The sequence below is a fragment of the Streptomyces noursei ATCC 11455 genome, from assembly GCF_001704275.1.
Taxonomy (GTDB): domain Bacteria; phylum Actinomycetota; class Actinomycetes; order Streptomycetales; family Streptomycetaceae; genus Streptomyces; species Streptomyces noursei.
The window spans coordinates 9597605-9623313 of record NZ_CP011533.1; the positions used below are offsets into that span (position 1 = coordinate 9597605).

Below are 25709 nucleotides of genomic sequence, written 5' to 3' on the forward strand. Positions count from 1 at the left end.
GCCCCCGTGAATAGGCCTCCAGGCCTGCTCCTATGGAGACTTGCGGGACGCAGCGCCTGGCCCCTTCCATCGGTCACTGAGAGCTTGCGACCAGGCTCTCGAATATCTGCCTCCGGACTCATAACTGCTTGGCTACTAACCTCGATCTTTCGTGACGGTCCGTCGGTTTCTCCGGCGGGCCGTTTTGGTTGTCCGGGCTGGTGATGGGCAGGTCGGTGGCCCGGCTGTCGCGTCGGGTGTGCGCCGGGTTCCACGGCTCCGGTGGGCTGGTGCTGATCGCAGGGATGGGAAGGTGCTGGTCAGCCTGGGTTCGGGAGGGTGTGGAGCTGGTCCAGGGCGTTGGTGATTACGTCGGTCCAGGGCCAGTGCTTGGCGAGGCGGAGGTATCGGCGGCGGCCGGTGGTGATGAACTGGGCGGCGGTGGAGAACAGTCGAAGCCGCAGGCGGCGGGGCTCCCAGAGCCGGGCGGTGCCGTTGAGGGCGAGCAGGGGCATCCAGGCCAGCAGGTCGAGGGCGATCTGCACGATCTCCAGCCAGATCTGGTTCTGCGCGGTGTCGTGGAGGGGGAGGTTGCGCAGGCCGGTGGCGCGGGCGGCGCGGATGCGGTCCTCGGCCCGGGCCCGCTGCCGGTGACGCAGTTCAAGGGCGGCGATCGCCTCGTCGGCCGTGTTGGTGGCGAAGCAGGTCAACCGCATGCCGTCGGCATCGGTGAAGCGCAACTGGGCGCCGGGGTGCGGCCGTTCCTTGCGCACGATCAGTCGCAGCCCCTTCGGCCAGCCCGTCAGGCAGTCGCCGGCGAGTTCGGCGACCCAGGCGCCGTCACGGATGTCGCCGTCGGGTTCGACGGCCGGCGTCTAGTGGCTCGTCACACAGCCTTGGTCGGGTAATCGATGTGCTGGTCGTCGGCGAGCAGACTGTCTCCAAGTCCTGGTCTTGGAGGTGGTTGTGGGACGTCGACCGAGTGTGTTCGTCCGGCCGGTCGCAGTGGACGAGGGCCGGAAGCTGCAGCGGATCAGCCGGAGCGCGAGGGACCCGGTGAAACTCCGCCGGGCGATCGTGGTCCTCATGTCCGCCCAGGGCCAGACGGTCAAGGACATCACGACATTGATGCAGGTCGGAGAGGACTACGTTCGCGAGGTCATCCACGCCTTCAACGAGCGGGGGTTTGACGCGCTGGACCCAAAATGGAGCGGGGGACGCCCCAAGACGATCAGCGATGAGGTGCGTGAGCACATCTGCCTGATCGCCCGGACGTCCCCCACCGACTGGAAGATCACCGCGTTCTCCACCTGGAGCCTTGCCAAGCTCGCCGAGCATCTGGTCAGGCAGAACGTCACCACGTCCATCAGCCGAGAGACCCTGCGTCGGATCCTGCGCGAGGGCAAGGTCTCCTGGAAGACCACCACGACCTGGAAGGCGTCCACCGACCCGGAGTTCATCGCCAAGATGCACCGCGTCCTGGCGTTGTACGACACCCCACCCACCGACGGGCGGGTGATATGCGTCGACGAGTTCGGGCCGCTGAACCTGATGCCCCGCAAGGGCAAGGCATGGGGGCCTGCCAGACGCCCGCGTCGGCTGCGGGCCACCTACCGCCGCACAAGCGGAGTGCGGCACATGCTGGCCGCCCTCGATCTGGCCACCGGCAAGCTGTACTACCGCATCCGCCCGCGCAAGCGGTGGCGAGAGTTCCTCGGCCTCCTCAAGGCCCTGCGCGCCCGCTGGCCCGGTCAGAAGTTATACGTGGTGCTGGACAACTTCTCCCCGCACAAACACACCGAGGTCCGCACCTGGGCGGCCGACAACGGCATCGAGCTGGTCTTCCTGCCGACCTACGGCTCCTGGCTGAACTGGATCGAGGCCGAGTTCGCAGCCCTGCGCTACTTCGCGCTCAACGGCACCGACCACCGCAGCCACGACGAGCAGAACGCCGCCATCGGAGCCTACGTCCGCTGGCGCAACACTCACACGAAACCGAAGACACACTTCGCCCCAGACTCAACGATCCGAACATGGACTCATTACCCCGCCAAGACAGCGTGACGAGCCACTAGTACTCCAGCAGCGGTTCGTGTCCTGAGCTGTAGTTCATCGTTGACTGGGCATGGTGGGGATGACGGACGGTGCGGCCTGGGCCGCTGAGTTGGAGTCGGTGTTTGCTCGGGTGGCGGGTCGGTTCGCTCGGGCGGATGCGGGACTACCTGCGTGGACTGCTGGCTCCGGTGGCCCGCAAGAACGGCTGGCAGTTGGCTGAATACGCAGGTCACCGTAGCCCGGACGGATTCCAGCGGCTTTTGAACTCGAGCGTCTGGGACGCGGATGAGATCCGTGACGATGTGCGGGACTACGTTGCCGGGAAGCTCGGCCCCGGCGGTGTACTCATCCTCGACGACACCGGATTCATCAAGAAAGGCACCACGTCCGCGGGCGTGGGACGGCAATACACCGGCACATCTGGAAAGATCGACAACTGCCAGATCGGAGTCTTCGCCGCCTACGCCACCGAGCATGGACGGGCCTTGGTGGACCGGGAATTGTATCTCCCCAAAGCCTGGACGAGTGACCGGGAACGCTGCCGGGCGGCGAAGATCCCTGACGAGAGAGGGTTCGCAACCAAGGGCGAGCTTGCGAAGTCGATCGTGATCCGTACCTTGGCAGCGGGCCTGCCTGCCCAGTGGGTAACGGCGGACGAGGCGTACGGCCAGGAGTGGAAGTTCCGGCGCTTACTTGAGGAACTCGGTGTCGGCTATGTGGTCGCGGTACCCAAGTCGCAGCAGGTCAAGTCCCTGGCAGGCTCCTGGAGGATCGACGAGCTCATCAGCCAGGCCCCGGAGGATGCCTGGCAGCGGCTCTCCTGCGGCATCGGTGCAAAAGGCCCGCGCCGTTACGACTGGGCGAGCGCCAGACTTCCGGCCATCAGCTTCTTCGACGGTGATGAGCCCACCCATCACCGCTGGGTCCTGGCCCGCCGAAGCCTGACCCGCCCGGACGAGATCGCCTACTATTTCGCCTACGCCCCGGTCGTCTGCACTGTCGCTGATCTGGCCCGGGTCGCCGGTATGCGTTGGACGATCGAGGAGTGCTTCCAGGCCGCGAAGAACGAATGCGGCCTGGACGAGTACGAAGTCCGCCGCTACGTGGGCTGGTACCGCCACGTCACCCTGGTCATGCTCGCCCACGCCTTTCTCGCCGGCCTCGCCGCTGACGCCTCAAAAGGGGCTGCAGAAACGACCCCACCAGCAGAACCATCCCACTCACCGTGGCGGAGTTCCGCCGGCTCCTGGAACATCTCCTGCCCCACCGAACATCACACCGCCATCCACGAGATCGCGCACTGGCCTGGTCCCACTGGCGCAGACACCGCCAGGCAACCGCCCAACACTGCCACTACAAAAGAAGAAGCAGCTCAGGACACGAACCGCTGCTGGAGTACTAGGCCGAGGCCGGGACCTTCACGACGGCCTGGTGGATGGCGTCGGTGATGGTCATCCCGACCGAGTACGACAGCCACCGCCCCCGCCGGGTGAGCCAGGCGACGAACTCGTGGGTACCGCCGCCAGAATCGGTGCGGATCAGGGTCTGGCGCCCCTGCCGGAGCCGTTTCGGCAACTGGGCCAGGGCCAGTTTCGCGGCCTCGATGTGGTCGGCGGCGGTGTTGGAGCCCGCGTTGCCGGGCCGCAGCAGGCCCACGACCGGCTCACCGGACCCGCCCCGGCCGTGGTCGACGAACCCCATCAGCGGGTGGTGCCCGAACGTCTTCTTCCAGGTCGCGGCGGCGTCCTGCTTCTCGGAGTGGGCGATGACGAGGACGCCGTCGATGTCCACGATCACCTGCCCGCCCGCGTTTGGCGCCGACTGGCCGGCCAACTTCCAGACGTGTTCGCGTACTTCGGCGCGGGCCGTGCGCAGTGCGGTCAGGGCCCGCTTCCCACCCCGGGCGAGCGTGTCGATGAGTCGGGAGACGGTCGGGTCGGAGGCCACCGGCCCGAACACAGTGGGCTCCGCCCGCAGCATGCCCACGTCGGCCAGACAGTCCCCGCCCAGCGCGACCGTGAGGGCGACGTCCAGGAGGACCTTCCCCGGGTCATGGACGGCCCGCTGCTTGCGCCACGGGGCGAGTGCCGCCGATATCGCCGCATCCAGGCCGGTCTTGCGGACCGTCTCGACCAGCAGCACCGCACCGGCCTGCGAAACCACTGCGCGACCGCCGCCCTCAACGCGGACACGCGGGTAGGACCCGATACGCTTCTTCACCTGGAAAGTGCCTCCGACGGTGGCGGGAACAAGGACCTCAGCAATCCTCATTCTCGCTGGTCAGAGGCACTTTCTGCTTTCTTGATCACCAGCCGGACAGCCCACCTCGTGAAAGCGCGAGGCTAGGCGGGGAGGATTCGTAATTGGGACCACATATAGGGTTACTGTGAAAGTCGTGGACGGCGGTGGCCGCGAGAATGCCAGAATTACCTACTTTACCACTCTAGCCCCAAAGAAAGTCAACAGAATAGATGTCTTGCCTGGGGAAGAGGTAATCGTAGGAATTGGGCAACCCGTCTCTCTGGCTTTTGATTACCCCGTCAAAAATAAAGCGGCGGTTGAACGCAAGCTCAAAGTTTCGGATAGTAGCAATACGGAAGGGTCATGGGGTTGGGTCACTGAACCCATAACTGGCCGTGAACGCGTCGATTGGAGACCCAAGACGTACTGGGCCTCCGGCACTAAGGTCACCCTCGACGCTGACCTCAACGGCGTCGACACCGGAAACGGACGCTATCTTACACACCCCTACTCCACTGCTTTCGCTATCGGGCCCAGTCATATAGCGAAGGTCGACCTCAATGCCCACACCCTTACGCTAATCAGCGATAGTCATAAGGTAAAGACTATCCCTGTAACCGGCGGCGACGCGAACCATCGAACCTGGAGTGGGAAGATGACGCTCATGTCGAAAGAAGACGCCATCCGCATGAGCTCCCAGAGCATTGGCCTAGGGAAAGAGTATGACTTCATGGTGCAGCGCTCCATGCGTATGACTGTCTCGGGAACCTATGCCCATCAGGCTGAATGGGCTGAAGCGACATTGGAATCACCAATACCAGTCATGGCTGCCTTGGGATGACGACCAAAGACGCCATTTGGTTCTACGGCCAGGCTCAAGTCGGTGACGTCTTTGAAGTAAACAATGGCAAAGAGAGAGTAGGTCCTGGTAACGGATTTGGAGAATGGAACCTGTCCTGGAACGATTGGCAGGGTAAGTCCGCTCTGCGCTGACAAAACCTCACTGCCGACCTGGTACTCCTGAAGACGGAGGGGGCTTGTGGTCTTGGCGGCGAGGGCGAAGCGGGTGAACGCCTCAGGAGTGCTGGTGAAATCACTTGGGGGGATCCGCCACGTTCTTGGCAGGCGAAGGTGTCGAGTTCCCGAGTTGCCTTCGATGCGAGCTCATCAACCTGCTGCCGCTGGATCTATGATGTATCGCAGCTGGCTGACTAAAAGCAAATATAATGCCTGTAGACCGAGATAACTCACAGGAGTTCCCGAAAGTATTTTCGTACGAAACCTTCTTTCCGTTCCACCACCCTTGGGCGGTTACCGTTATTGGGCTGTATATGTCAGGGCACATTCCTCTTGGGTTGATGTTGACCTTTTTAATGTTTCCATCTGCGGCCGTTAAAGCCTTGCAGGCTTGCTCACCGTGTGGATGTGTTCCTCGAGCGGGGTTGCAAAGTAACACTGCAAACTCACTCGGTGCTGGAGTGGGGTTGATGCCGGCCCGAGTGCTTGTTAGCACCAGGGCGGTGATAGGTCGGTTACCGAAATCAGTGACTGATCCATTAGCTGGCGTGCAGGGTGATTGCAGTAACGCAGTAAGTGCGGCAGTTATGGAGGTGACAAGAAAAGCGTAAGTGATCATGATGGGTGGCCTTTCCTGCAGTGCCGGGGTGTGAGTTTGATTGGACCTCTTTCATCTTGTGTGAGGAGGGTGAAAGGCACAGGTCAGAGGGGTAACGTGACGGGGCGAGGCTCCTGGTCGTTGCTGGTGTTTTCTACGCACCGGGCTTTGCCCGAGGAGCCTCTCGAGCCATGCTCGATGCCGTCCTTGCACGTCATGATGATCTGCGCTTCGACGATGCGGACTGGGACGGTGTCGAGGCCGGACAGGCAGCAGGGCCGTTCCAAAGTGCTGTGTGATTGGTGTAGTTGCTGGTCAGGGAGTGATTCCGAGGAGGTCGAGGGGGCGGGTGATGGGGTGGTAGGACATCTCGCGGAGGCCGGCTGCGATGTTGGTGTGGTCGTGGTCCCTGAGGGTGTTGATGGCGAGGTTGCGCAGGGCGGCCATGTTCTCGGGTCCGTGGCCGGTGCGGATCTTCGAGGCGTCCTCGGCGAAGGCGGTGTCACGGACATGATGGAGCCGGTTCTCGATCAGCCAGTGTGATCTGATCAGTCGGGCGATCCTTTCGGGTGATGCCTGCCGGCTGGTGAGGTCAGTGATCACGTAGAGGGTCTCGCGGGTGCGCTTTCCACTTCGAAGGACGGTGCGGTGTCGGGTGATCCTCACGGCCTGTGCGGTGTACGGAAAATCCAGGTCATCGATGGTAAGCGCCGGGATGACCCGTGTCTCGTGGCGGCCGTGGCCTTCACCGCGGTCGTAGAATTTCGCGGTCGCCCGCTCCAGGGCAGAGCTCGCAGACGCTGGTGGAGGGCGGGCTGGTTCTTCTTCACGGTCAATGCGTAGTGGGCCTTCTTGACCTCGACGAGGAGGCGAGCGTGACCACGCTGGGTGTGCAGAGCATCGGCGGTCACCACGGTCTCAGTCAGGTCGAACGGCTCCAACAGGGCTGCGAAGCAGGTGATTTCGTTGGTCTTGTCCGGGACCCGCAACTGGGTGACGATGCGGCCGTCGATGGTCATGGCAGCCAGCAGATGTGCGGCAGGCGTGTCCCTGCAGCGGGAGCCGCGGGCGCTCTTGCCGTCCACCGCCAGTGACGCGGCTCCGGACGGATCGCTGCCGATCAGGTCTGCCAGACCGCCTGGGCAGACGGTGGCCACGACCCGGCGGATCGTTGACCTGCTGGGGGTGATGCGCACGTTCAGCGAGATCAGCAGCCGTGCGCCGAGTCGGGCCAGGGTCTCTTGGGGGGCATTACGGGCCCACTGCCCGATCGCGGTGTACGACCGTGCGCCGGCCACGACGGCCAAGGCCGCGACCAGTAGTACCACCACGAACGGGTGACGCCTGCCACGACGCTGGCGTGGGTCCGGCAACCTGACCAGCCGCTCCGCCAACGGCAGGCCCGAACACCCCGACAGCGAGACGGACTTGACCAAGCAAACAGTGGCAGACTGACGGCACATCGGGGCTCCGGTTCAGGACGACGACTTGGTAGGTCATCCGTCCTCAACCAGAGCCTCGATGCCTTCGACACGGCCCCACCCAGACCGTCACCACGCTGCGACCAGCACATCCACATGATCACCATGACTTTGGAACGGCCCTGGACTCTGCTGCGCAATTCGCTGTGGGGCAGTGGGTGTTGGCGAGATGATTGCCCTGGTGGTCGTTTTCTTGTCGTGCGGCCGCTGGGGAGATGATGCGGATGTCGTTGCGGGTGAAGGGGCTGCCGGAGATTCCGGAGCAGACTGTTGTGGTGGCCCGGGCGGCGTTCCCGAAGGGGAGCCTGGCGATGCGGGTGCGGGACCGCTTGGCGGAGGTCTTCGCCGACGAGCCGTTCACCGGTGCCTCGGGGTCCGTGGTGCCCCGGGGATGGCGCCGGCGGTGCTGTCGCTGGTCACGGTGCTTCAGTTCGCCGAGAACCTGACCGACCGGCAGGCTGCCGCGATGGCCGTCCGTGCGATCGATTGGAAGTACGCGATCGGGGCGGAGTTGACCGATACCGGCTTCGACCCCAGCGTGCTGGCCCGCTTCCGCGGTCGGTTGGCCGGGCACGGCCTGGAGCGACTGGTGTTCGACCGGCTGGTGGACCACTGCCGCGATGCCGCCCTGGTCGGTGCCGGTGGCAAACAGCGCACCGACTCCACCCATGTCATCTCCGCGGTGCGGGATCTGAATCGGCTGGAGCTGGCCGGGGAGAGCGTGCGGGCCGCGCTGGAGGCGCTGACGGTCGCGGCCCCGACCTGGCTGGCCAGCCAGATCAATGTCGCCGAGTTCGCCCACCGCTACGGACCGAGGATCAACGGCTGGACCATGCCCTCGTCCCAGGCCAAACGGGACCACCTGGCGCAGCTGTTCGCACAGGACGGCTACGCGATCGTGCGGGCCGCCTACGATGCCGGCGCCCCGATATGGATTCGTGAGGTCGAGGCGGTGCAGATCCTGCGGCAGGTGCTGGTGCAGACCTACTACCAGCGCACCGACAGCCGGGGCGGGAGGCGATCACCAAGCGGGACACCGACCAGGGGGCGTCCCGCCCGGCAGATTACGCCTGGCCTCTCCCTACGACCCCGACGCACGCTGGGCGGCCAAGGGCGAGGAGTTGTTCTGGTGCGGCTACAAGATCCATCTCACCGAGAGCTGCGACACTCCTCCCGAAGCCGAAGCCGAAGCCGAAGCCGAAGCCGAAGCCGAAGCCGAAGCCGAAGCCGAAGCCGAAGCCGAAGCCGAAGCCGAAGCCGAAGCCGAAGCCGAAGCCGAAGCCGAAGCCGAAGCCGAAGCCGAAGCCGAAGCCGAAGCCGAAGCCGGACGGCGTGCCGGACCGCGGCCGAACCTGATCACGGACGTGCACACCACCGACGCGACCGTGCCGGATGTGAAGGCCACCACCGGCATCCAGCAGCGCTTGGCCGAGCGCAACCTCGCCCCGGGCGAGCACTACCTCGATGCCGGCTACCCCTCGGCTGACCTGGTCACCGCAGCCGCGAAGAACGGCATCACCATGATCACCCCGCTGATGGCCGACCACTCCCCGCAAGCCAAGGCCGGTGCCGGATACGCCAAGGGTGAGTTCCGCATCGACTGGAAGTCCCGAACCGTCTGCTGTCCCGAAGGATCCACCAGCATCGGCTGGCATCCCGTCACCCAGCACGGACACGACGCCATCGTCGTCGAGTTCGACCGATGGGACTGCCGGGCCTGCCCCGCACAGAAACGATGCACCACCTCGGCCCGCGGCTCCCGCATGCTCACCCTCCGCCCGAAAGAAGCCCACGACACCCTCACCCGAGCCCGCACCGAACAGAAGACCAAGACCTGGAAGGACACATACGCGCTGAGGGCGGGTATCGAGGGCACGATCAACCAGACCCTGGACGTCACCGGCCTGCGTAGGGCCCGCTACCGCGGCCTGCCGAAAGTCCGCCTCCAGCACGCCTTCTCCGCCACCGCAATCAACGTGGTGCGGCTGGACGCCTACTGGACCGACCAACCCCTCGGCCGCCAACGCACCAGCCGCCTCGAACGCCTCGCCTACCAACTCACCACATAGACCTCACCAATTGCGCAGCAGAGTCCAGGGCCGTTCCAAAGTCATGGTGATCATGTGGATGTGCTGGTCGCAGCGTGGTGACGGTCTGGGTGGGGCCGTGTCGAAGGCATCGAGGCTCTGGTTGAGGACGGATGACCTACCAAGTCGTCGTCCTGAACCGGAGCCCCGATGTGCCGTCAGTCTGCCACTGTTTGCTTGGTCAAGTCCGTCTCGCTGTCGGGGTGTTCGGGCCTGCCGTTGGCGGAGCGGCTGGTCAGGTTGCCGGACCCACGCCAGCGTCGTGGCAGGCGTCACCCGTTCGTGGTGGTACTACTGGTCGCGGCCTTGGCCGTCGTGGCCGGCGCACGGTCGTACACCGCGATCGGGCAGTGGGCCCGTAGCCGCGTTGATCGCGTTCTGGGCAGGTCAGGGGCGCTTCAGCCCCACTTGCACTCTCGACGCAAGCGCTAAGGGCTTGCCGATCAATAACTCGCCGTCTTGATCTCTGATGGGCAGGTGATGCCTGCCGCCGCTGCGAAAGCCTGGAGGTCTTCGAGGGCGGCGAGACGGGTGTCGGCGGGATGAACGGTGTATCCGGCGGTGTCGAGGAGCTGGCGGATGTCGCGGATGCGCCGGTTGATGGTTTCGGGTGTGACGGTGAAGAGGCGGGCGACGGTGACCTGCGGGAGCCCGTGCCGGTAGTGGAGGAGGGCGGCCAGTAGGCGGTCGGCGAGGGTGAGGATGGGACGACGGCCTGTCAGGGGGCCACCCTTGATGCGGGGTCGGTGGCCACGCCGCTTGTCCAGGTGCGTTTCCCGCTGCTCCTCATGGAGGGCGGTGAGTGTGGAGATCAGCGCATCCCACTCGGCGGGCGGCAGTCCGGTCAGGGCCGGGTGGCACAGCCAGGCAAGGTCGGGACTGGGCTGATCGAACGGGTCCGGGACATCACTGACCTGGGCATACGGCTCGGGTCGGAGACTGTAGTTCCAGTCGCCGTGCCAGGCATGACGGTCCAGCGGCAAGGCTGCCATCTGCCGGTCGCCGATGCGGACACCGGTTTCATAGGTGGCGGTGTCGAGTTCGGAGCGGATGGTCAGGCCGGTGCGGGTGGTGGTCGCCGCGATGCTGTTCACGATGACTTCGTGGCTGGTCAGGGGCTTGCCTCGCCAGTTCATGGTGATGTGGGAGAACAGCCGGTGTTCCACTTTGTTCCATTTTGATGTGCCTGGAGGATAGTGACACACGGCGATCTCCAGGCCCGTCTCCAGGGCCAGCGCGGCGAGTTCGGCCTTCCAGGCACGGGTGCGATAGCCGTTGGAGCCGCCCGCGTCCGCAGTGATCAGCAGGCGGCCTGAGCGCGGGTACGCGGCGCGGCCCACCGCGTGCCACCAGCGGCGCAACGTCTGGACGGCGAAGGCGGCGGTGTCGTGGTCGGTGCCGACGCTGACCCAGCCAGCATCCGCGGCCAGGTCGTAGATCCCGTATGGGATCGCCTTGCCCAGGTCGGCGTCGGGAAAGTCATGGGTACGGACCCGGACCGGATCGCCTTCACGACACCACTGGCGGCCGGCGTTCTTGTAGTTGCCCACCAACTCTTTCTTCTTCGTGTCCACGCTGACCACCGGATCTCCGGCTGCCTGGAACTGTTTGGCCTGCTCGTTGATGTAGCGGAACTGTGCGTCCCGGTCCGGGTGCTGGGCGCCCTCGATGGTCTTGGCGTTGCCCTGGAGGCTGAAGCCCTCCTCCCGCAGCAGCACGGCAACCGTGTCCGCCGAGACCCGATGGCCCTGCCGCGTCAGCTCGGCCGCCAGGTGCCGGGTCGACTTCACCGTCCAGCGCAGCGGCGACATCGGATCCCCACGCATGTCCGGCTCGACCAGGGCCAGCAGCGCGGGCCGCAGCCCCTGATCGAGATCGACCGCGCGCTTGCGCCCGCCGCCCTCCCGACGGACACGTCCCAACGGTGCCTGGCCGGACTCAAGTTCTCTCACGCCGCGCGAAACGGTGCCCTCCCGGACCCCGGCCGCGCGGGCGACGAGCTTGATCCCGCCGTGTCCCAGTGACCGTGCTTCTGCTCCTATAGCCAGCCGCCGTTGACGCTCGTCGAGATGCGGGAACAGCGTCTCGAACTTCGCGGTCAGTGCGGCTTCGATCCCCTCCGGTCTCCCCATACCACAACAACGAGCCTCGAAGCCGGAAGCGACGGCTTGTTTCCCGGCAAGCCCTAACTACCCGGCTTTGGGGGAACTTCAGTGGCGGCTTGCGAGGAATCCCGCACAGCGGTGCGGTCCGGGCCCGGCGAGGCTCGGACCGCGAGAGGCGGTGTGCGCGTCAGCCGCGGTGGCTTGCCCGAGCGAGGGCCGGGACGAAGCGGGCGGCGTCCACGGTGCCGACGCCGGTGGCCATGTCGTAGCCGTTGACGGCGGTGTAGCCGGTGACGCCTTCGTAGCTGTTGTTCGTACCGTCGTTGATGTCGACGATGCCGGTGCTCTTGTCGTGGGCGGAGCGCTTGTAGAGCGTGTACAGCGCGTCGTTGATGTTGCCGAGGCGGCGGCCGGCGGCCTGGTCGGCGAGGGCGACGATGCCGGAGAAGAGCGGAGCCGACTCGCTGGTGCCGCCGGTGATGCCCCAGCCGGTGGCGGTCGGGTCGTAGCTGGAGTAGATCCAGGCGCCGCCGTCGACGGCGGCGGTCATCGAGATGTCCGGGGTGCCGCGGCGGTCGCCCACGGTGCTCTTCACCGCGTTCTGGAAGGCCGGGCGGGTGAAGACGTGCGACTGGCCGCCACCGCCCGCGCCGTGGTCGTTGTAGACGCTGTCCGGCTTGATGCGCTGACCCTGGTCGTTCAGGTGCAGCTGGGTGCCACCGACCGAGGTGACCAACGGGTCCGAGGACGGCCAGGAGTTGACGCGCTCCTTGTAGAAGCCCTTCCCGTCGGCGGTGTTGTCGGTGGCACCCCCGTCACCGGAGGAGGCGAGGACGGTGACGTGCTTCTTGGCGGCCTCCTTGAAGGCGTACCGCAGGTTCTTGATACTCGAGAAGTCACCCTTGTCGAAGCCGGGGAACGTGTTCTCGGTGGCGCCGAAGCTCTGGCTGATCACATCGCCGACGCCACGTTTGATCATGGCTCTCTCGGCGTCCATCATCTCCGGCAGACCGGTGGTGCCCTCGGTCTCGGAGACCGCCGTCTCCACCAGGACGATCTTCGCGTCGGGCGCCACGGCGTGTGCCATCTCGACGTCGAGGGTGGTCTCGCCGGCCCAGCCGGTCATGTCGGGGTTCTTGGGGTCGAAGGCAGGGACGTTGCCCCACTTGACCACGTTCACCTTGGTGCTGGGGATGCCGAACTGCTTGCTGTAGACGTCCAGATCGTGCTGGACGGTCGGGGAGCCGAAGGAGTCCACGATGACGATCGTGCGGCCCTTGCCCGTGATTCCCTTCCTGTACAGCGCGTTGAGGTTGTACGCCGTGCGGTACTGGAGGGGGTTGTAGCAGGCGAGCTTGAACTTGGCCCGGCACTCCGCGATGGACAGCGGGCTGCCCACGCCGTGCACCAACTGGTGCCCGGCGACGGCCGGGACGGCCTTGGTGTGCGGCACTGCGGCGGTACCGGTACCGGCGAGCGGGGTGGTCGCCAGAGCGACGACGGTGAGGGCGGCGGTTGCGGCCGTCGTGGCCGCGGCGCGTCCACGTGGGCGGGCTATGCGCATGAATTCTCCCTGAGTGAACCTCTTTCATCCTGAGTATTGGCAGGTCAAGAGGGTGTGCACGGCTGCCACAGTCCTGCCGATGCGGTTGGTTGAGCAGCGCGCTCGCCGCAGCAGTCGCCAGGACTTGAGGCGGGCGAAGGCGCGTTCGCCGGGAGCGCGCAGGCCGGCGTGGTCGCGGTTGTACTGCTGGTAGTGCTCGGGCAGGTCGCGGTAGCCGTAGTACGGGGTGCGGACAGTGGCGCCGGCGCCCTGGTAAGCGCGGTCGGCCAGGACGAGGATCTGGCGGCTGAGGCAGGCCTGGACGATGCCGTGGGCGCGTGCTGCGGTCAGGTCGTGGGTTCGGCCCGGCGTTGCCCGTGAGAACCACAGCGGTGTGCCGTCGGGACGTGCGATGACCTGGACGTTCATGCCATGCTTCTTGTGTTTCTGCGAGTAGTACGGCTCGTCGGCCTTGATGCGGTCGGTGGGGATGAGCGTGCCGTCGAGGATGACGAAGTCGCCTTCGCCCAAGCCGACGAGGGCCTCGTGCAGTCCCGGCGCCCACGAGGCGAGGACTTCGACGGTCTCGTGTACATACCGCCACGCGGTGGCCTCGGAAACTCCGAACCCGGCACCGACCTGTGCCAACGTCTCGTTCTTCCGCAGGTGTGCCAGAACCAGAAGGGCCTGCTTGAAGCAGCTCAACCTCCGCCAGGCCGAGCGAAGTTCACGCCTTCGGGCGTAGATGAGCCAGGAGACGTGCTCGACCAGCTCGTGCGGGACGTCGAGCATGGAAGGATACGGAACCAACAAAGCCCCCCGCGGCCGATGGCGTGTTGAGTGAGATCACCACACCAACGACGAGGGGCTTCGCCATGTCACCCCACCTGACCAGCCCATTTCACCCGGCCGGAACAGGATGAAAGAGGTTCAGTGAACCTCTTTCATCCTGCCTCTGCGAGGGTGAAATGCCTGGTCAGAGGGGAGTTGGTGACAAGACAGGGCCCCTGGTCGTTGCTGTGGTGACATCACTCATCACGCAGCGTCCGAGGAGCCCTGTTGGTTCCGTATTCTTCCATGCGCGACGTCCCGCACGAACTCGTTGAGCACGTTTCCTGGCTGATCCATGCCCGCCGGCAGGAGCTGAACTCGCCCTGGCGACGGCTCGGTTGCTTCAAGCAGGCCCTACTGGTGTTGGCGCACCTTCGGAAGAACGAGACGTTCGCGCAGGTCGGAGCCGGTTTCGGGGTATCGGAGGCGACGGCTTGGCGGTACGTGGACGAGACCTTGATGATCCTCGCCTCGTGGGCACCCGGCCTGCGCGAGGCCCTGGTGGGCCTGGGTGAGGGCGACTTCGTCGTCGTTGACGGGACACTGATCCCCACCGACCGCATCGCCGCAGACGAGCCGTACTACAGCCAAAAACACAAGCGGCACGGAATGAACGTGCAGGTCATCGCGTCCCCAGACGGCACTCCACTGTGGTTCTCCCGCGCGTTGCCCGGACGCACCCACGACCTGACCGCGGCACGGGCTCACGGCATCGTCCAGGCCTGCCTCACCAGGCAGATCCTCGTCCTGGCCGACCGCGCCTACCAAGGCGCCGGCGCAACCGTCCGCACCCCCTACAAGAACCACCGCGAACAACCCGACCACTACCAACTGTTCAACCGCGACCACGCCCGCCTCCGAGCACCAGGCGAACGCGCCTTCGCCCAACTCAAGCAATGGCGGACCCTCCGCCAGGCACGATGCTCAACCAACCGCATCAGCCGCATCGTCCAGGCCGTTCACACGCTCCTGACCTGCGACTACTCAGGATGAAAGAGGTTCAGTGAGCTTCTTCAGAGGGGCCACTGATTGGGTGACGGCGGTCGGCCCGTAACGAGCAGGGCTCCCTGACTGTTGGGCGAGATGTCTGACGTCTCAACCACCCGGCCAGGGAGCCCTGTTGGTCACCTATCCTTGCGCACTGGTCCTACCGCACGCACTCGTGGAGTGGTCACGGTGCTGATCGTCGCCCGCGAGGGTGACCGCAGGTGCAAGCTGCGGCCTTCACAGCGCGATCGTGGCGCTGGTGTACCTCCGCGAGCACACCACCCACGCCAAGCTGACGGCCAGCTTCCGCATCAGCGAAGAAACCGCCCACGCCTACGTACACAGTGTGATCAAACTCCTCGCCTCCCGGGCACCATCCCTTACCCAGGCTCTCCGTCGGGCCCGACCGGAATACGTTCTTGTCGACGGCACCCTCGCCGGATGCGACCGTGTCGGCGGCGGCACAGCCGACTACTCCGGCAAGGCCAAACGACACGGCGTGAACATCCAAGCCGTCACTGGGCCCGCCGGAGAACTCCTTTGGTACTCGCCCGCGTTGCCCGGCGGGCCGTCGACATCACTGCGGCCCGAACCCACCGCATCGCCACCACCCGCGAGCATCTGAAGATCCCCGCCCTCGCGAACAAGGCCTACCAGGGCCCCGGCGGAACGGTCTGCACCCCCTTCAAACGACACCGCGGACACAAGCTCACCACCACACAGAAGGCCGTCAACCGTGCACGCTCCCGACTGCGCAGCCCAATCGAAGGCGCCTTCGCCCGACTCAAGACCTGGCACATCTTCCACCGAGCACGCTGCAGCCCCAACCACCTCACATCAATGACTTGGATGATGCTCCCGATGCGGTAGTGGCTGTAGCGGCAGACGGTGGGCGATGCTGATCGTGAAACCGGCTGCAAGGCGGGTGTAGGTGTCCCGCAGCGCAGGTGTGCCAGCGCCAGAACAGCCTGCCGGCCTGTGGTACGCCGCCGCGCCCCGATCTCCTGGAGGTCCACCATCAGCTGTCCGGTGAGGAACGGCAGGGAGCGCTGGGGGAAGGGCGCAGTGCCTGGTGTGACGGTTGGGGACTGTTTTCGGCGACCACGAGGCTGGCAGCGGTATGGCCGCCGCCGGCGGAGGTCGGTCCGCCGGTCGAGTGCGTGCGACATGGCTCTGGGGCGGCGCGCCCGGTGGGGCGGTCGTGCCGGGCGGCCGGGGCGCCCGGCGGCTCAGCGGCGGCCGGACCGCGCGGGACCGGCGTCCCGTCTTCGGCGGCTCACCCTTTGACCGCGCCGGTGGTCAGGCCCGCGCCGATCCGCCGCTGGACGAGGGCGAAGAAGACCGCGACGGGCAGCGCGGTGAGGGTGGCGCCGGCCATCAGTCCGCCGTAGTCGGTGCCGAAGCTGGTCTGGAAGGACAGCAGCCAGATGCTGAGGGTCTGCTTGTCGTTGCTGGAGAGCAGGACGTAGGCGAGGACGTACTCGTTCCACGCCTGGACCAGGGCGTAGATGGAGGTCGCCACCAGGCCCGGGGCGAGCAGCGGGAGGACGACCCGGCGGAAGGCTCCCAGGCGGGTGCAGCCGTCGGTCATCGCGGCCTCCTCCAGCTCCACCGGGACGGCGGCGATGAAGCCGCGCAGCAGCCAGACCGTGAACGGCAGCATGAAGACGAGGTAGGTGAGGATGACGCCGGGCAGGCTGTCGGTCAGTCCGGCGTCGCTCAGCAGCAGGTAGACGGGGATGATCAGACCGGCCAGCGGGATCATCTGGACGCCGAGGATGATCAGGACTAGGGCCTTGCGCCCGGCGAACGAGAAGCGGGCGAGGGCGAAGGCCGCGAGGGTGCCGATCAGCAGGGAGACCAGCACGGTGCCGACGCCGATCAGGACGCTGGAGCGGACGTTGGCCCAGAACGTCGGGGTGCTCAGGGCGCGGCGGAAGTGTTCCAGCGTCAGGTGGTCGGGCCAGAGGTGCGGCGGATCGGCGTGGATCTCGGTGGCCGGGCGGAACGCGGTGAGCAGCATCCAGTAGAGCGGGAAGGCCATCAGCGCGCTGAAGGCGAGGCCGAGGGCGTTCGCCGTCGCGCGCCGTCGTCGGCGGCCGGGGGCGTGCCCGGTACGTGGGGCTGTGTTCACTCGGCCGCTCCCAGGTGGACGAGCTGGCGCACGTAGACGACCGCGCCGCCCAGCAGCATCAGGACGGTGAGGACGGCGATGGCCGCGCCGGCGCTGTAGCGGTTGACGGCGAAGGACTCGATGAACGAGTAGACGCCGAGAAGGTAGTAGTCCTTCTCCGGTTGGCCGCCGCGCATCAGCCAGATCTGGTTGAACACGCCGAAGTCCCAGATGGCGCACAGCGAGGTGACCAGGACGGCGGACGGTTTGATCACCGGCCAGGTGACGTGCCGGAACAGCTGGCCGGGGCGGGCGCCGTCGACCAGTGCCGCCTCCTCCAGTTCGGCCGGCACCTGGCTGAGCGCGGCCTGCAGGGTCAGCGCGGCGAACGGGACGGCGCCCCAGACCACCACGCCGGTGATGACGGCGAAGCCCTGCCAGGGGTTCTCGAACCAGTTGTGCTTGCTGAAGTCGAGTCCCGGCAGCAGGCCGAGGAGCCAGTTGACGACGCCGTAGTCGGCGTCCGAGAGCCAGCGGAAGATGGAGGCGGCGACCATGACCGGCATGGCCCAGACGGCGACCAGGACGCCGGTCATGACCGTCCGCACCCATGGTGAGACCCGTCGCATCAGCAGCGCCACCAGGAGCGACAGCACCATCGTGGCCGCGACGCAGGCGACGGTGAACAGGGCGGTGCGGCCGACGACGGTCCAGAAGAAGCCGTCGGAGAGGATCGAGCGGTAGTGGGCCAGCCCGGCCCACGGCGGCGTGGCCCCGGAGAACAGTTCGCGCCGGGTCATGTCCTGGAAGGACAGCACCACCAGGTCGACGAGCGGGTAGCCGAGGACCGCGGCGAGGGCGAGCACGGTCGGCGCGATCAGCAGATACGGCAGCGCCCGTCGCCGGATGGTGCGCCGCGGGCGGGGTGCCCGGGCCGGTCGCGGCGGCCGGGCGGCGCGGGGCGGTCCGGGCAGTTCCACGCTCCCCACCGCCCTCAGTTCTCGTTGATCACGGCGTCGATGCGGCGGTCCGCGGCCCGCGCGGCGTCCGGCACCGACTGTTTCCCGGTCGCGATGTCCTGGAGCGTCTCCTGGAGGACGTTGGACTTCTCCACGGCTCCCCAGCCGGGGGCCAGCGGGGTCACCCAGCCGCGGGTGGCGGCCTGTGCGGCGGGGCCGTTGACGCTGTCTGCGGCCACTTCCTTGAGCTGGGCGGTGTTGTTGGGGAGGGTGTCGGCGGCTATCAGGCGGCGCTGGGAGGTTCGGTCGGTGAACAGCCGGATCCAGTCCTGGGCGAGGTCCTGGTTCTCGGACTTGGCGGGGACGGCCAGGGTGGAGCCGCCCAGGAACGACGGCATCATCTTGCCGGAGGGGCCGGGGAAGGCGAACGTGCCGAACTTCCCGTGCAGCGCCGGGTCGCCGCCCGATCTGCTGTCGGTCGCGGCCTTGGCCTCCCAGGTGTTGCCGTAGAACATGCCGACCTTGCCCTGGCCGACGACCGCCGGCTCGTCGCCGTTGTCCTTGGAACGGTCGCCGGTGTAATAGGAGTCGAGGAGGTCCTTCCAGGCGGTGAGTCCGGCGACGGAACGGGCGGAGGAGAGCGCGCCGTGCCAGCGGCCGTCTTTTCCGCGCGCCGCTATCTCGCCGCCGGCGTCCTTGACGAAGGCCATCGCCGCGTACCAATAGCGGCCGGGCATGTAGAAGGCCGAGAAATTCTTGTCGGTGGCTCCGAACTTCGCCTTGAGTTTGTCGAGATCGGCGCGGAGTTCGGTATAGCTGCGCGGGGCCCGGGTCACGCCGACCTGGGCGAGCAGATCGGTGCGGTAGATTCCCACCCGGGCACCGACGTAATACGGGACACAGTAGGTCTTGCCGTCGTTCCGGCAGGCGTCGCGAAGTGCCGGCAGCCATTCGGCGGAGTGGTCGAATTTCGCCGGATCGACGGCTGCGAAGGCCCCGTTGACAATGTAATTGGTGGTCTCGCTGTTGCCCATTTCGATCACGTCGGGGACTTTGCGTCCGGCCAGTGCGGCGTCGATCTTCTGGTTCTTCGTGGTCCACTGCTGGTACTGCACGGTGACCTTGATCTTGGGATAGGTCCTCCGGAAGCGGTCGTTGACCTCGTTCACCAGATCCGGCCAGCTCTCCTGGGCGTCCACGGTCAGCCAGACCGTGAGCTCCCCCGTGCGGTCCGCGGCGGCGACCGGTCTGCCGCCACCGCAGCCTGCTACCGCGCCCATCAGGACCATCGCTCCCAGGCCCGCCGCCAAACGGGAGATGCGCTCGGCCATGATCTCCTCCGTCGGGTTGTCGGAACCGGCTGGGATGCCGATGCGTTGCATCTCCCGGCACACGGTGGCCGAGCTGTGGCCTACCTCTGCCGTGATGGCTCTGACAGTCACCTCCTCGCGTAGCCGGCCGGACACATGCAGACGTTTGACGTGGCCGAGATATTGGCCTGGAGCGGCAGGAGCCAACGTTGGACGAGTCGACGGGCGAAAGCACCCCTTCACATCGTTGCTACCCGCCACCTGATGTGTCCCCCAATCCATGCTTGGAAGTATCCCGAAACCGATAGTTGACGGCCATTTAAAGAGGTGCAATTTCGGCGACAGCTTGAGGTCTATTCACGGGGGTTTTCGGCCTGCTGTTCTTGATCACGAGGGCGGCCCTGCTGGGTAGCGTGACGTTTGCGACGACGTCAGTTTTCTGCCGGGGCAGGGCCGTTGGGCTGGAACGTTACGACAGGGCTGGATGCCGATCAACTTGATGGGCTGGTCACACGGGTCCACCAAGAGCTCGTGGAGGACCCGGATCCGCCGGTGTCACCGGGGCGGATGTGGGCGCTGGGCCTGTACAAGTCGGTGGTGCTGGTGCTGTTCCTGCTGCGGCAGAACCCGGTGCAGGAGGCGGCCGCCGAGCTGTTCGGGATCTCCCAGGCCACTGTCTCCAGACGATGGACGGCCCTGCTGCCGGTGGCGGAGAAGGTCCTGGCCCGCCACGTTCCCGATCCGGCCAAGGCGTCTGCCGGGCGGATCGTCCTGGTCGATGGCACCTGGTCACGACGTGGGACTGGACAAGCCAGGGCACCACGATGTTCTGCGGCAAACACCGCGACACCGGATTCAACCTGCAGTCGCCGTCACCCTCGCCGGCGACCTCCTCGCAGTCTGCGCCCCCGTGCCCGGCAGCCGGCACGACATCCACGCCTGGCGCCAGTCCCACTTCCCCGAGGCATTCGCCGAACGCGAGGGCATCGGCGACCTGGGCTACATCGGCTCCGGACTGCTCCCACCCAGACGCAAGCCGCCTGGCCAGGAACGATCCGCAGGAGACAAGGTAGCCAACCGCTCCGACAACACGCTCCGAGCCGCAATCGAACGGGCCATCGCACACCTGAAGAACTGGAAGATTCTCGCCACCCGCTACCGCGGCCCCCTCACACGCTTCACTCTCGTCACCAAGACCGTCACCGCCCTCGCTTTCTACAAGAAAGGCTGGTGAAACACCGTGAATAGACCTCCTGACATCTTAATTTTCAATTCCTTTGGCGCGAGAGAGGGGTACGATGTCTGAGTGTAGGGAAATGACTCCGAGAGTAATACGCGACGATTCGCTCGCGTGTAGCGGCATCGATTCCTCGGGATGTCGTTGTAGCAGCGAATCGCCGCCTGTTGTGACAGGCGAGGGGTACTGTCGAAGTTGTTGATAGTCCGCCATGAATGCCGACGGGTGTGACATTAAATTGATTAACATCTTGCCGCTAGATAAAGGCGGGCTCGTCATCTGTCAATGGGTGGATGATTTGTGACTTTCGATGCCTGCTGTTGTCGAACTCGGCGGTCCCGTTCGACTTTCAATATGTGAGATTCGAGGAACAGGTGAACTTTTTTACCGCGACGATAGCTTGCTGTCGGGGTCAAGTAGCCCCGTTTGACCCATTGTCGAATGCAGGCCGGTGTGACATGAGCGACTGCTGCAGCCTCCTTTGTGGTCAGTAGGCGATGCCTTGGGTTATCGTAATTGGGCAGGGAGTGGGGCATCGGTAACTCCATGCATCAGAGGAGTAGGGGTGAGGTTGCTACTACTGGTAGGGGAAGTATCCTCTGCCGCCGTAGCCTGAATTTTTGCGATTCGTCTGTAGTTGGAGGCTGCCTTGAATCTATGCAGTGATTTTCCGTTGACTAAGTAGAGATCCATTGGGTAATGGTGGAGCTGGTGGATCAGAAGTCAGTGGATTCGGTGCCTAGCCAGCGTTGTTCGTCATGCTGCTCGGCTAGTAGTCGTGCGCGGTAAACACGCGTGGTAACTCCGAGTTCACGTGCGATGTCGACTGATGGGAGCCCAGATTCGCGGGCTGCGGCCAACTTTACGGGGCTGATGAGTTTGCGTGCAGCCCACATTTCCGCGGCGCGTTCTTGAGCGAAAGATGTAATGGTTGTAACACCTTTACCCGTGTAAGCGCAGCGTTGATGCTTCAGGACGATGTGTGCCAGTTCATGTGTGAGGGAACAGCGCTTTTGGATGGGGCTCAGGCCGAGGCTGCAGAGTACCTTTCCTTGTTCGGCTTCCCAGGCTGCAAGGACGCCTTGGATAGGGACGTACTGGATAGGGACGCCTATCCTCTGAAGCTCTATCTCGGGGTCGAAATCGAAAGCGGCCGACTCTACCCGCGAGGGAAGAGCGCCTTCGTTCATAATTTTTTCATGATTCAGTGTCGTAGACACTCCAATCTGGCACGGCACATTGATGAACCGTTCCAGCTCCGCGTCCTTCCCCGGAATATCTGCCCTGTCGGTGCGTCCGGTCTCGATGAACTGTCCGAGTACCTCCTCGGCTGCCCCAAGCCGCGCAACTTCGGCTTCGATCTCCGCGAGCTCTTTGCGTAGCCGCTCAGCATGGTCGGTCAGGACTGCTCGTCGCTGCATCACCCAGGTCAGCACCTCCGCCATCGGCGGCTCCTTAACAGTGGGAACACTTCTTCGGGCCGTGCGAACTGTTGAGCCCTCGGTCGGAAAGATAGCTTACGAGCTGTTGCACGATGGTGGGCCAGATCGCTACTGGTATCGTTGCTGGTAGTCGGCATAATTTGGTTGCCGTGATTGGGTCAACTGGGTGGTTCTCGCGTATCGGATGTTCACGGGCATCGCCTGGAGGAATTTGATTTTTTTTGGTCTTGGCGTAGCGGAAGAATCCTCAGCTTTCTTGCTTCACGGGTGAAGGTGGCTCCAGCAATTGACGTGAGGTGCTGGGGGCTGCGGCGGAGCCCGATGGCGAATCAGTCACTTCCCCTGGCCGGCGACGGCCTACTTGGTCTGCATATGCAGGTGTGCTGTGTCACTGGCGGTTTTACCCAGGGCGTCGGCGTAACGCACTCCGCGCAGATCGCGGAGGTCGGGCACATCCGCAAGCCGCTCGTGAGGGGCCCTGCGCTTCTCGGATAGCGGTATTGAAGGTTTTCCTTATGTCACTGCCTGCAACTCCTCGTACTCGGCGTGGACTTCTGCGGGGGTCTTGTAGCCGAGTCCGGAGTGGAGGCGTTTTCGATTGTAGAACATCTCGATGTAGCGAACGATCGCTCGGTGGGCATGTGCGAGTGTTGGGAACGTAGTTCGGTGCACGAGTTCGTTTTTGAGGGCGCCGAAGAAGGATTCAGCCATCGCATTGTCCCAACAGACACCGGTGCGGCCGACCGAAGCTCGCAGGCCCAACGAGCCGAGCTTACGACGAAGTTCCCGAGACGTGTATTGACTGCCGCGATCGGAATGAAATATGCAGCCTTCGGCGAGGTCGATGTTCCGGGCCGCCATATCGAGTGCATCCGATATGAGAGAGGTCTTCATGTGGTCGGCCATCGCCCAGCCGACCACAGCTTTGGTGTGGCAGTCGATGACGGTTGCGAGATAAAGTAACCCGGCCCAGGTGTGAACGTAGGTGATATCGCTGACCAGTTTGCGCCCGGGAGCGTCAGCGGTGAAGTCACGGGCCAGAAGGTCTGGCGTGGCCGGCGCCGCATCATCGGCGATCGTGGTCGCCCGCCAGGGCCGCGGCTGGCACGGCACCAGACCGAGCTCGCGCATCAGCGCGCGGACCAGTTCTGCTCCGGCCTGCACGTTCATTCGCTGGAGCGCGGCGTGGACACGCCGGTAGCCGTAGGTCTCTTGCGAGTCAGAGAAGACCTGGAGGATGACGGTCTTCAGTTCTGCACGGCGCTTCGCCGTGGCCGACAATGGCCTCGATCTCCAATGGTAAAAGCCCGACGTGGACACTCCCGCCCAGGCGCACATCTGCTGCACGGGAAAGTTGTCAGACTCGCCGTCGATGAACTCGTACTTCTCCGTCACCGGTATTCCTGGGCGAAGAAGGCCGCAGCTTTTCCCAGGAACTCGGTCTTCATACGGAGTTCCCGGTTCTCACGTTCCAATTCGCGAAGGCGGGCACGTTCGCTGATGTTCAACGGGGGCTCCTCACCGGCGTGCTCTTGCCGGTACCGGCTGACCCAGGTGCCCAGCGTTCCCTCGTTCACCTGTATCTCTCGGGCGACCTCAGCGATCGGGCGGGACTCCACAACCACCATCTTGACCGCCTCGTCCCGAAATTCGGGACTGAACTTCCTACGCTTCTGTGCCACGTGCTCTCTCCGTCGTTCTGGACTTCGATCCTATGGGGACCGCTGTCCGAGAACTTCGGGGCTCCTCATCCTCCACCGCCGCCAGAAACAACCCCGCACCGTCCGCGGCTACTTCCACGCCCGCCACGCCCGCTACACCATCGAATAGGCAACCAAATAGTTTTGCCTCAATAGATCGCCACAAACCAGGAGGGTTATTCACGTAGGCCTCACCAGCCTCTTGTGTAGAAGGTGAGGGCGGTGACGGTCTTGACGATGTCGGGGAAGCGGGTGAGGGGGCCGCGGTAGCGGGTGGCGAGAATCTTCCAGTTCTTCAGGTGCGCGATGGCCCGTTCGACTGCGGCTCGGAGCGTGTTGACGGAGCGGTTGGCTCTCTTGAGCCTTTTCCAACCTCAGGTTGTGGTGTTGAGGGTCAGGGTGAGGATGGCTTGGGCGGTGTGGGTGATGCGGGTGGTGCTGCAGCGGAGCTTCCTGAGGAGACGCCAGTTCTTGAGGGTGGCCATGGCGCGTTCGCCGAGGGCGCGGATTTTTGCGTGGGCACGGTTGACGGCTTGCTGACCGTGGGAGAGGTGCTTCCAACGGCCGCGATACGGGACACGGACGGTGCCGCCGGCGCCTTGGTATCCCTTGTCCGCCCAGCATGTGACGCCACATGAGGCGAGAGCCTCGATGATGCTGTGGGTTCGGGCGGCTTTGATGTCGTGGACGGCTCCTGGCAGTGCGGGTGAGGCCCATAGGATCCGGCCGAAGGGGTCGGCGAGGACTTGCACGTTCATGCCGTGCCGCTTGTGTTTCCCGGAGTAGTACGGGCGGTCGGCGGCGACGCGGTCGATGGGGAGTAGTGTCCCGTCGAGGATCACGAAAGCCTTGCCTGCCGCGGTCTTCATCGCCTGCTGCAACGTCGGGGCAAGAGCGGCCAGGACGCCGATGCCCTCGTGGACGTAGCGGCACACGGTGGCGATACCGATCGCGAAGCCCGCTGCGAGGCGGGCATAGGTGTCCCCGCAGCGCAGGTGCGCCAGGACCAGAAGGGCCTGTCGGCCTGCAGTCAGCCGACGCCACCGCGTCCCGATCTGCCGACGATGGACTGTCAGGCGGCCGGCGAGGAACTGCAGGGACGCGCTGGACAGATCGATCGCCGACGGGTAGACAAGCACACGAAGCTCCTGGTGGGACACAGTTGATCTTGGTCGACAACCCGTCTACCAGGAGCTTCGTCGTTCCGTCCACCCCGCCCGAACCACACCCCCACCAACCACATCAGGTTGGAAAAGGCTCCTTGTCTCCGGCGGATCGTTCCTGGCCGGGCGGCTTGCGCCTGGGGGTGAACAGTCGGGAGCCGGCGTAGCCCAGGTCGCCTATGCCCTCGCGTTCGGCGAAGGCCTCGGGGAAGTGGGACTGGCGCCAGGCGTGCATGTCGTGCCGGCTGCCGGGCACCGGCGCGGAGACCGCGAGCAGGTCGCCGGCGAGAGTGGCGGCGATCTGCAGGTTGAAGCCGGTGTCGCGGTGCTTGCCGGAGAACATCGTGGTGCCCTCGCTGGACCAGTCCCACGTCGTGACCAAGGTGCCATCCACGAGTACGATCCGGCCGGCAGAGGCCTCGGTGGGATCGGGAACGTGCGTGGCCAGGACCTTCTCCACCATCGGCAGCAGGGCCGTCCACCTCCTGGAGACGGTGGCCTGGGAGATCCCGAACAACTCGGCGGCCACCTCCTGGACTGGGTTCTGCCGCAGCAGGAACAGCACCAACACCACCGACTTGTACAGGCCCAGCGCCCACATCCGCCCCGGCATCACCGGTGGGTCCGGATCCTGCACGAGCTCTTGGTGAACTCGTGCGACCAGCCCGTCAAGTTGCTCGGTGTCCAGTCCTGTCGTAATGTTCCAGCTCAACGGCCCTGCCATGGTGGTTAACTGACGCTCTCTCAAACGTCACGCTACCGAGCAGGGCCGTCCTCGTGATCAAGAACGATGGTTGAAACCCCCGTGAATAGGCCTCCAGGCGTCATGCAACTACGCCGAAGTGGCCGAGGTACCCGACC

At 65.1% G+C, this 25709-nt stretch carries 17 protein-coding genes and 11 pseudogenes; 11 read left to right on the plus strand and 17 right to left on the minus strand.

Features of this window, described 5'->3' with window-relative positions; genetic code table 11:
- Nucleotides 1-299 precede the first annotated feature (299 nt).
- Nucleotides 300-854 (minus strand): annotated as a pseudogene (locus tag SNOUR_RS41030) (transposase); the annotation flags it as partial.
- A 91-nt stretch (nucleotides 855-945) separates the two neighbouring features.
- Between SNOUR_RS41030 and SNOUR_RS41035 the strand changes: the two are divergent.
- Both SNOUR_RS41035 and SNOUR_RS41040 read left to right on the plus strand, forming a co-directional pair.
- Nucleotides 946-2043 (plus strand): IS630 family transposase, encoded by a 1098-nt coding sequence (locus SNOUR_RS41035; RefSeq protein ID WP_312635731.1) that lies wholly within the window; start codon nucleotides 946-948, stop codon nucleotides 2041-2043.
- Nucleotides 2044-2104: 61 nt separating this feature from the next.
- Nucleotides 2105-3227 (plus strand): annotated as a pseudogene (locus SNOUR_RS41040) (IS701 family transposase); the annotation flags it as partial.
- Between the two features lie 208 nt (nucleotides 3228-3435).
- Here SNOUR_RS41040 and SNOUR_RS41045 read toward each other — a convergent pair.
- Nucleotides 3436-4254 (minus strand): annotated as a pseudogene (locus SNOUR_RS41045) (IS1380 family transposase); the annotation flags it as partial.
- 142 nt (nucleotides 4255-4396) lie between these two features.
- Between SNOUR_RS41045 and SNOUR_RS46825 the strand changes: the two are divergent.
- Together SNOUR_RS46825 and SNOUR_RS49445 are read left to right on the plus strand one after the other, a co-directional pair.
- The gene (locus SNOUR_RS46825) at nucleotides 4397-5116 is read left to right on the plus strand and encodes a L,D-transpeptidase family protein (protein ID WP_312636270.1); all 720 of its coding nucleotides are present in this window, start codon (nucleotides 4397-4399) and stop codon (nucleotides 5114-5116) included.
- Nucleotides 5113-5268 carry a hypothetical protein gene (locus SNOUR_RS49445; RefSeq protein WP_376738572.1) on the plus strand — a complete coding sequence of 52 codons (156 nt, stop codon included), beginning with the start codon at nucleotides 5113-5115 and terminating at the stop codon, nucleotides 5266-5268. The genes SNOUR_RS46825 and SNOUR_RS49445 overlap by 4 nt, the downstream gene beginning before the upstream one ends.
- Nucleotides 5269-5368: 100 nt before the next feature.
- Here SNOUR_RS49445 and SNOUR_RS49450 read toward each other — a convergent pair whose 3' ends face one another.
- Both SNOUR_RS49450 and SNOUR_RS49455 read right to left on the minus strand, forming a co-directional pair.
- Nucleotides 5369-5911: an SSI family serine proteinase inhibitor gene (locus SNOUR_RS49450; RefSeq protein WP_079143275.1), complete on the minus strand. Its 543-nt coding sequence runs from the start codon at nucleotides 5909-5911 to the stop codon at nucleotides 5369-5371.
- A gap of 294 nt (nucleotides 5912-6205) precedes the next feature.
- A pseudogene (locus SNOUR_RS49455) lies at nucleotides 6206-7353 on the minus strand (ISAs1 family transposase).
- A gap of 409 nt (nucleotides 7354-7762) precedes the next feature.
- On the opposite strand from SNOUR_RS49455, the pseudogene SNOUR_RS49460 reads away from it, so the two are divergent.
- Nucleotides 7763-7873 (plus strand): annotated as a pseudogene (locus SNOUR_RS49460) (hypothetical protein); the annotation flags it as partial.
- 562 nt (nucleotides 7874-8435) lie between these two features.
- Here the strand turns inward: SNOUR_RS49460 and SNOUR_RS48990 are convergent.
- Nucleotides 8436-8741 carry a hypothetical protein gene (locus SNOUR_RS48990; RefSeq protein WP_174717824.1) on the minus strand — a complete coding sequence of 102 codons (306 nt, stop codon included), beginning with the start codon at nucleotides 8739-8741 and terminating at the stop codon, nucleotides 8436-8438.
- Between SNOUR_RS48990 and SNOUR_RS46835 the strand changes: the two genes are divergently transcribed.
- Together SNOUR_RS46835 and SNOUR_RS44170 are read left to right on the plus strand one after the other, a co-directional pair.
- Nucleotides 8736-9440 carry a transposase gene (locus SNOUR_RS46835; RefSeq protein ID WP_167739083.1) on the plus strand — a complete coding sequence of 235 codons (705 nt, stop codon included), beginning with the start codon at nucleotides 8736-8738 and terminating at the stop codon, nucleotides 9438-9440. The genes SNOUR_RS48990 and SNOUR_RS46835 overlap by 6 nt on opposite strands.
- A 168-nt stretch (nucleotides 9441-9608) precedes the next feature.
- Nucleotides 9609-9890, plus strand: coding sequence for a transposase family protein (locus tag SNOUR_RS44170; RefSeq protein ID WP_079143276.1), 282 nt, complete (start codon nucleotides 9609-9611; stop codon nucleotides 9888-9890).
- Between the two features lie 11 nt (nucleotides 9891-9901).
- Here the strand turns inward: SNOUR_RS44170 and SNOUR_RS41065 are convergent, their stop codons facing one another.
- The 3 genes and pseudogenes from SNOUR_RS41065 to SNOUR_RS41075 form a co-directional block, all read right to left on the minus strand.
- A complete protein-coding gene (locus tag SNOUR_RS41065; RefSeq protein ID WP_067342866.1) occupies nucleotides 9902-11590 on the minus strand; it encodes an ISAzo13 family transposase in 1689 nt (562 codons plus the stop codon).
- A 160-nt stretch (nucleotides 11591-11750) separates the two neighbouring features.
- Nucleotides 11751-13127 carry a S53 family peptidase gene (locus SNOUR_RS41070; protein ID WP_067357410.1) on the minus strand — a complete coding sequence of 459 codons (1377 nt, stop codon included), beginning with the start codon at nucleotides 13125-13127 and terminating at the stop codon, nucleotides 11751-11753.
- A gap of 24 nt (nucleotides 13128-13151) precedes the next feature.
- A pseudogene (locus tag SNOUR_RS41075) lies at nucleotides 13152-13959 on the minus strand (transposase family protein).
- Between the two features lie 166 nt (nucleotides 13960-14125).
- Between SNOUR_RS41075 and SNOUR_RS41080 the strand changes: the two are divergent.
- Nucleotides 14126-14930 (plus strand): annotated as a pseudogene (locus SNOUR_RS41080) (transposase family protein).
- A 127-nt stretch (nucleotides 14931-15057) separates the two neighbouring features.
- Nucleotides 15058-15794 (plus strand): annotated as a pseudogene (locus tag SNOUR_RS41085) (transposase family protein).
- 21 nt (nucleotides 15795-15815) lie between these two features.
- Here SNOUR_RS41085 and SNOUR_RS49465 read toward each other — a convergent pair.
- From SNOUR_RS49465 to SNOUR_RS41100, 4 genes and pseudogenes are all read right to left on the minus strand, one after another.
- A pseudogene (locus tag SNOUR_RS49465) lies at nucleotides 15816-15922 on the minus strand (transposase family protein); the annotation flags it as partial.
- A gap of 278 nt (nucleotides 15923-16200) precedes the next feature.
- Nucleotides 16201-17058 (minus strand): carbohydrate ABC transporter permease, encoded by an 858-nt coding sequence (locus tag SNOUR_RS41090; RefSeq protein ID WP_067343875.1) that lies wholly within the window; start codon nucleotides 17056-17058, stop codon nucleotides 16201-16203.
- Nucleotides 17055-18026 (minus strand): carbohydrate ABC transporter permease, encoded by a 972-nt coding sequence (locus SNOUR_RS41095; RefSeq protein ID WP_067343877.1) that lies wholly within the window; start codon nucleotides 18024-18026, stop codon nucleotides 17055-17057. The genes SNOUR_RS41090 and SNOUR_RS41095 overlap by 4 nt, the downstream gene beginning before the upstream one ends.
- Before the next feature lie 5 nt (nucleotides 18027-18031).
- Nucleotides 18032-19438: an extracellular solute-binding protein gene (locus SNOUR_RS41100; RefSeq protein WP_312635739.1), complete on the minus strand. Its 1407-nt coding sequence runs from the start codon at nucleotides 19436-19438 to the stop codon at nucleotides 18032-18034.
- Between the two features lie 435 nt (nucleotides 19439-19873).
- Between SNOUR_RS41100 and SNOUR_RS49470 the strand changes: the two are divergent.
- Both SNOUR_RS49470 and SNOUR_RS41105 read left to right on the plus strand, forming a co-directional pair.
- A pseudogene (locus SNOUR_RS49470) lies at nucleotides 19874-20017 on the plus strand (transposase family protein); the annotation flags it as partial.
- A 67-nt stretch (nucleotides 20018-20084) separates the two neighbouring features.
- On the plus strand, nucleotides 20085-20540 hold the full coding sequence (locus SNOUR_RS41105) for a transposase family protein (RefSeq protein WP_079143277.1): 456 nt from the start codon (nucleotides 20085-20087) through the stop codon (nucleotides 20538-20540).
- Between the two features lie 719 nt (nucleotides 20541-21259).
- Here the strand turns inward: SNOUR_RS41105 and SNOUR_RS44180 are convergent.
- From SNOUR_RS44180 to SNOUR_RS41130, 5 genes and pseudogenes are all read right to left on the minus strand, one after another.
- A complete protein-coding gene (locus tag SNOUR_RS44180; RefSeq protein WP_079143278.1) occupies nucleotides 21260-21988 on the minus strand; it encodes an ImmA/IrrE family metallo-endopeptidase in 729 nt (242 codons plus the stop codon).
- A gap of 510 nt (nucleotides 21989-22498) precedes the next feature.
- Nucleotides 22499-23667, minus strand: a protein-coding gene (locus SNOUR_RS41115) for an IS3 family transposase (protein WP_099055772.1) whose coding sequence is annotated in 2 segments (ribosomal slippage) — nucleotides 22499-23415 and nucleotides 23415-23667 — 1170 coding nt in all. Because the reading frame shifts where the segments join, the coding sequence is not laid out codon by codon here.
- 209 nt (nucleotides 23668-23876) lie between these two features.
- Nucleotides 23877-24032: pseudogene (locus tag SNOUR_RS49480) on the minus strand (hypothetical protein); the annotation flags it as partial.
- Nucleotides 24033-24059: 27 nt separating this feature from the next.
- Nucleotides 24060-24824, minus strand: a complete 765-nt coding sequence (locus tag SNOUR_RS41125; RefSeq protein WP_067343085.1) for a transposase family protein — start codon at nucleotides 24822-24824, stop codon at nucleotides 24060-24062.
- A gap of 103 nt (nucleotides 24825-24927) precedes the next feature.
- Nucleotides 24928-25572 (minus strand): transposase family protein, encoded by a 645-nt coding sequence (locus tag SNOUR_RS41130; protein ID WP_079143279.1) that lies wholly within the window; start codon nucleotides 25570-25572, stop codon nucleotides 24928-24930.
- Nucleotides 25573-25709 lie beyond the last annotated feature (137 nt).

Excerpts from the sequence above, each read along its gene's own strand:
- SNOUR_RS49450 (WP_079143275.1), bottom strand. The coding sequence starts at position 5,911 with ATGATCACTTACGCTTTTCTTGTCACCTCCATAACTGCCGCACTTACT.
- SNOUR_RS41070 (WP_067357410.1), bottom strand. The coding sequence starts at position 13,127 with ATGCGCATAGCCCGCCCACGTGGACGCGCCGCGGCCACGACGGCCGCA.
- SNOUR_RS41105 (WP_079143277.1), top strand. The coding sequence starts at position 20,085 with ATGGCACCTGGTCACGACGTGGGACTGGACAAGCCAGGGCACCACGAT.
- SNOUR_RS44170 (WP_079143276.1), top strand. The coding sequence starts at position 9,609 with ATGTGCCGTCAGTCTGCCACTGTTTGCTTGGTCAAGTCCGTCTCGCTG.
- SNOUR_RS41130 (WP_079143279.1), bottom strand. The coding sequence starts at position 25,572 with ATGGCAGGGCCGTTGAGCTGGAACATTACGACAGGACTGGACACCGAG.
- SNOUR_RS41065 (WP_067342866.1), bottom strand. The coding sequence starts at position 11,590 with ATGGGGAGACCGGAGGGGATCGAAGCCGCACTGACCGCGAAGTTCGAG.
- SNOUR_RS49445 (WP_376738572.1), top strand. The coding sequence starts at position 5,113 with ATGACGACCAAAGACGCCATTTGGTTCTACGGCCAGGCTCAAGTCGGT.
- SNOUR_RS44180 (WP_079143278.1), bottom strand. The coding sequence starts at position 21,988 with ATGGCGGAGGTGCTGACCTGGGTGATGCAGCGACGAGCAGTCCTGACC.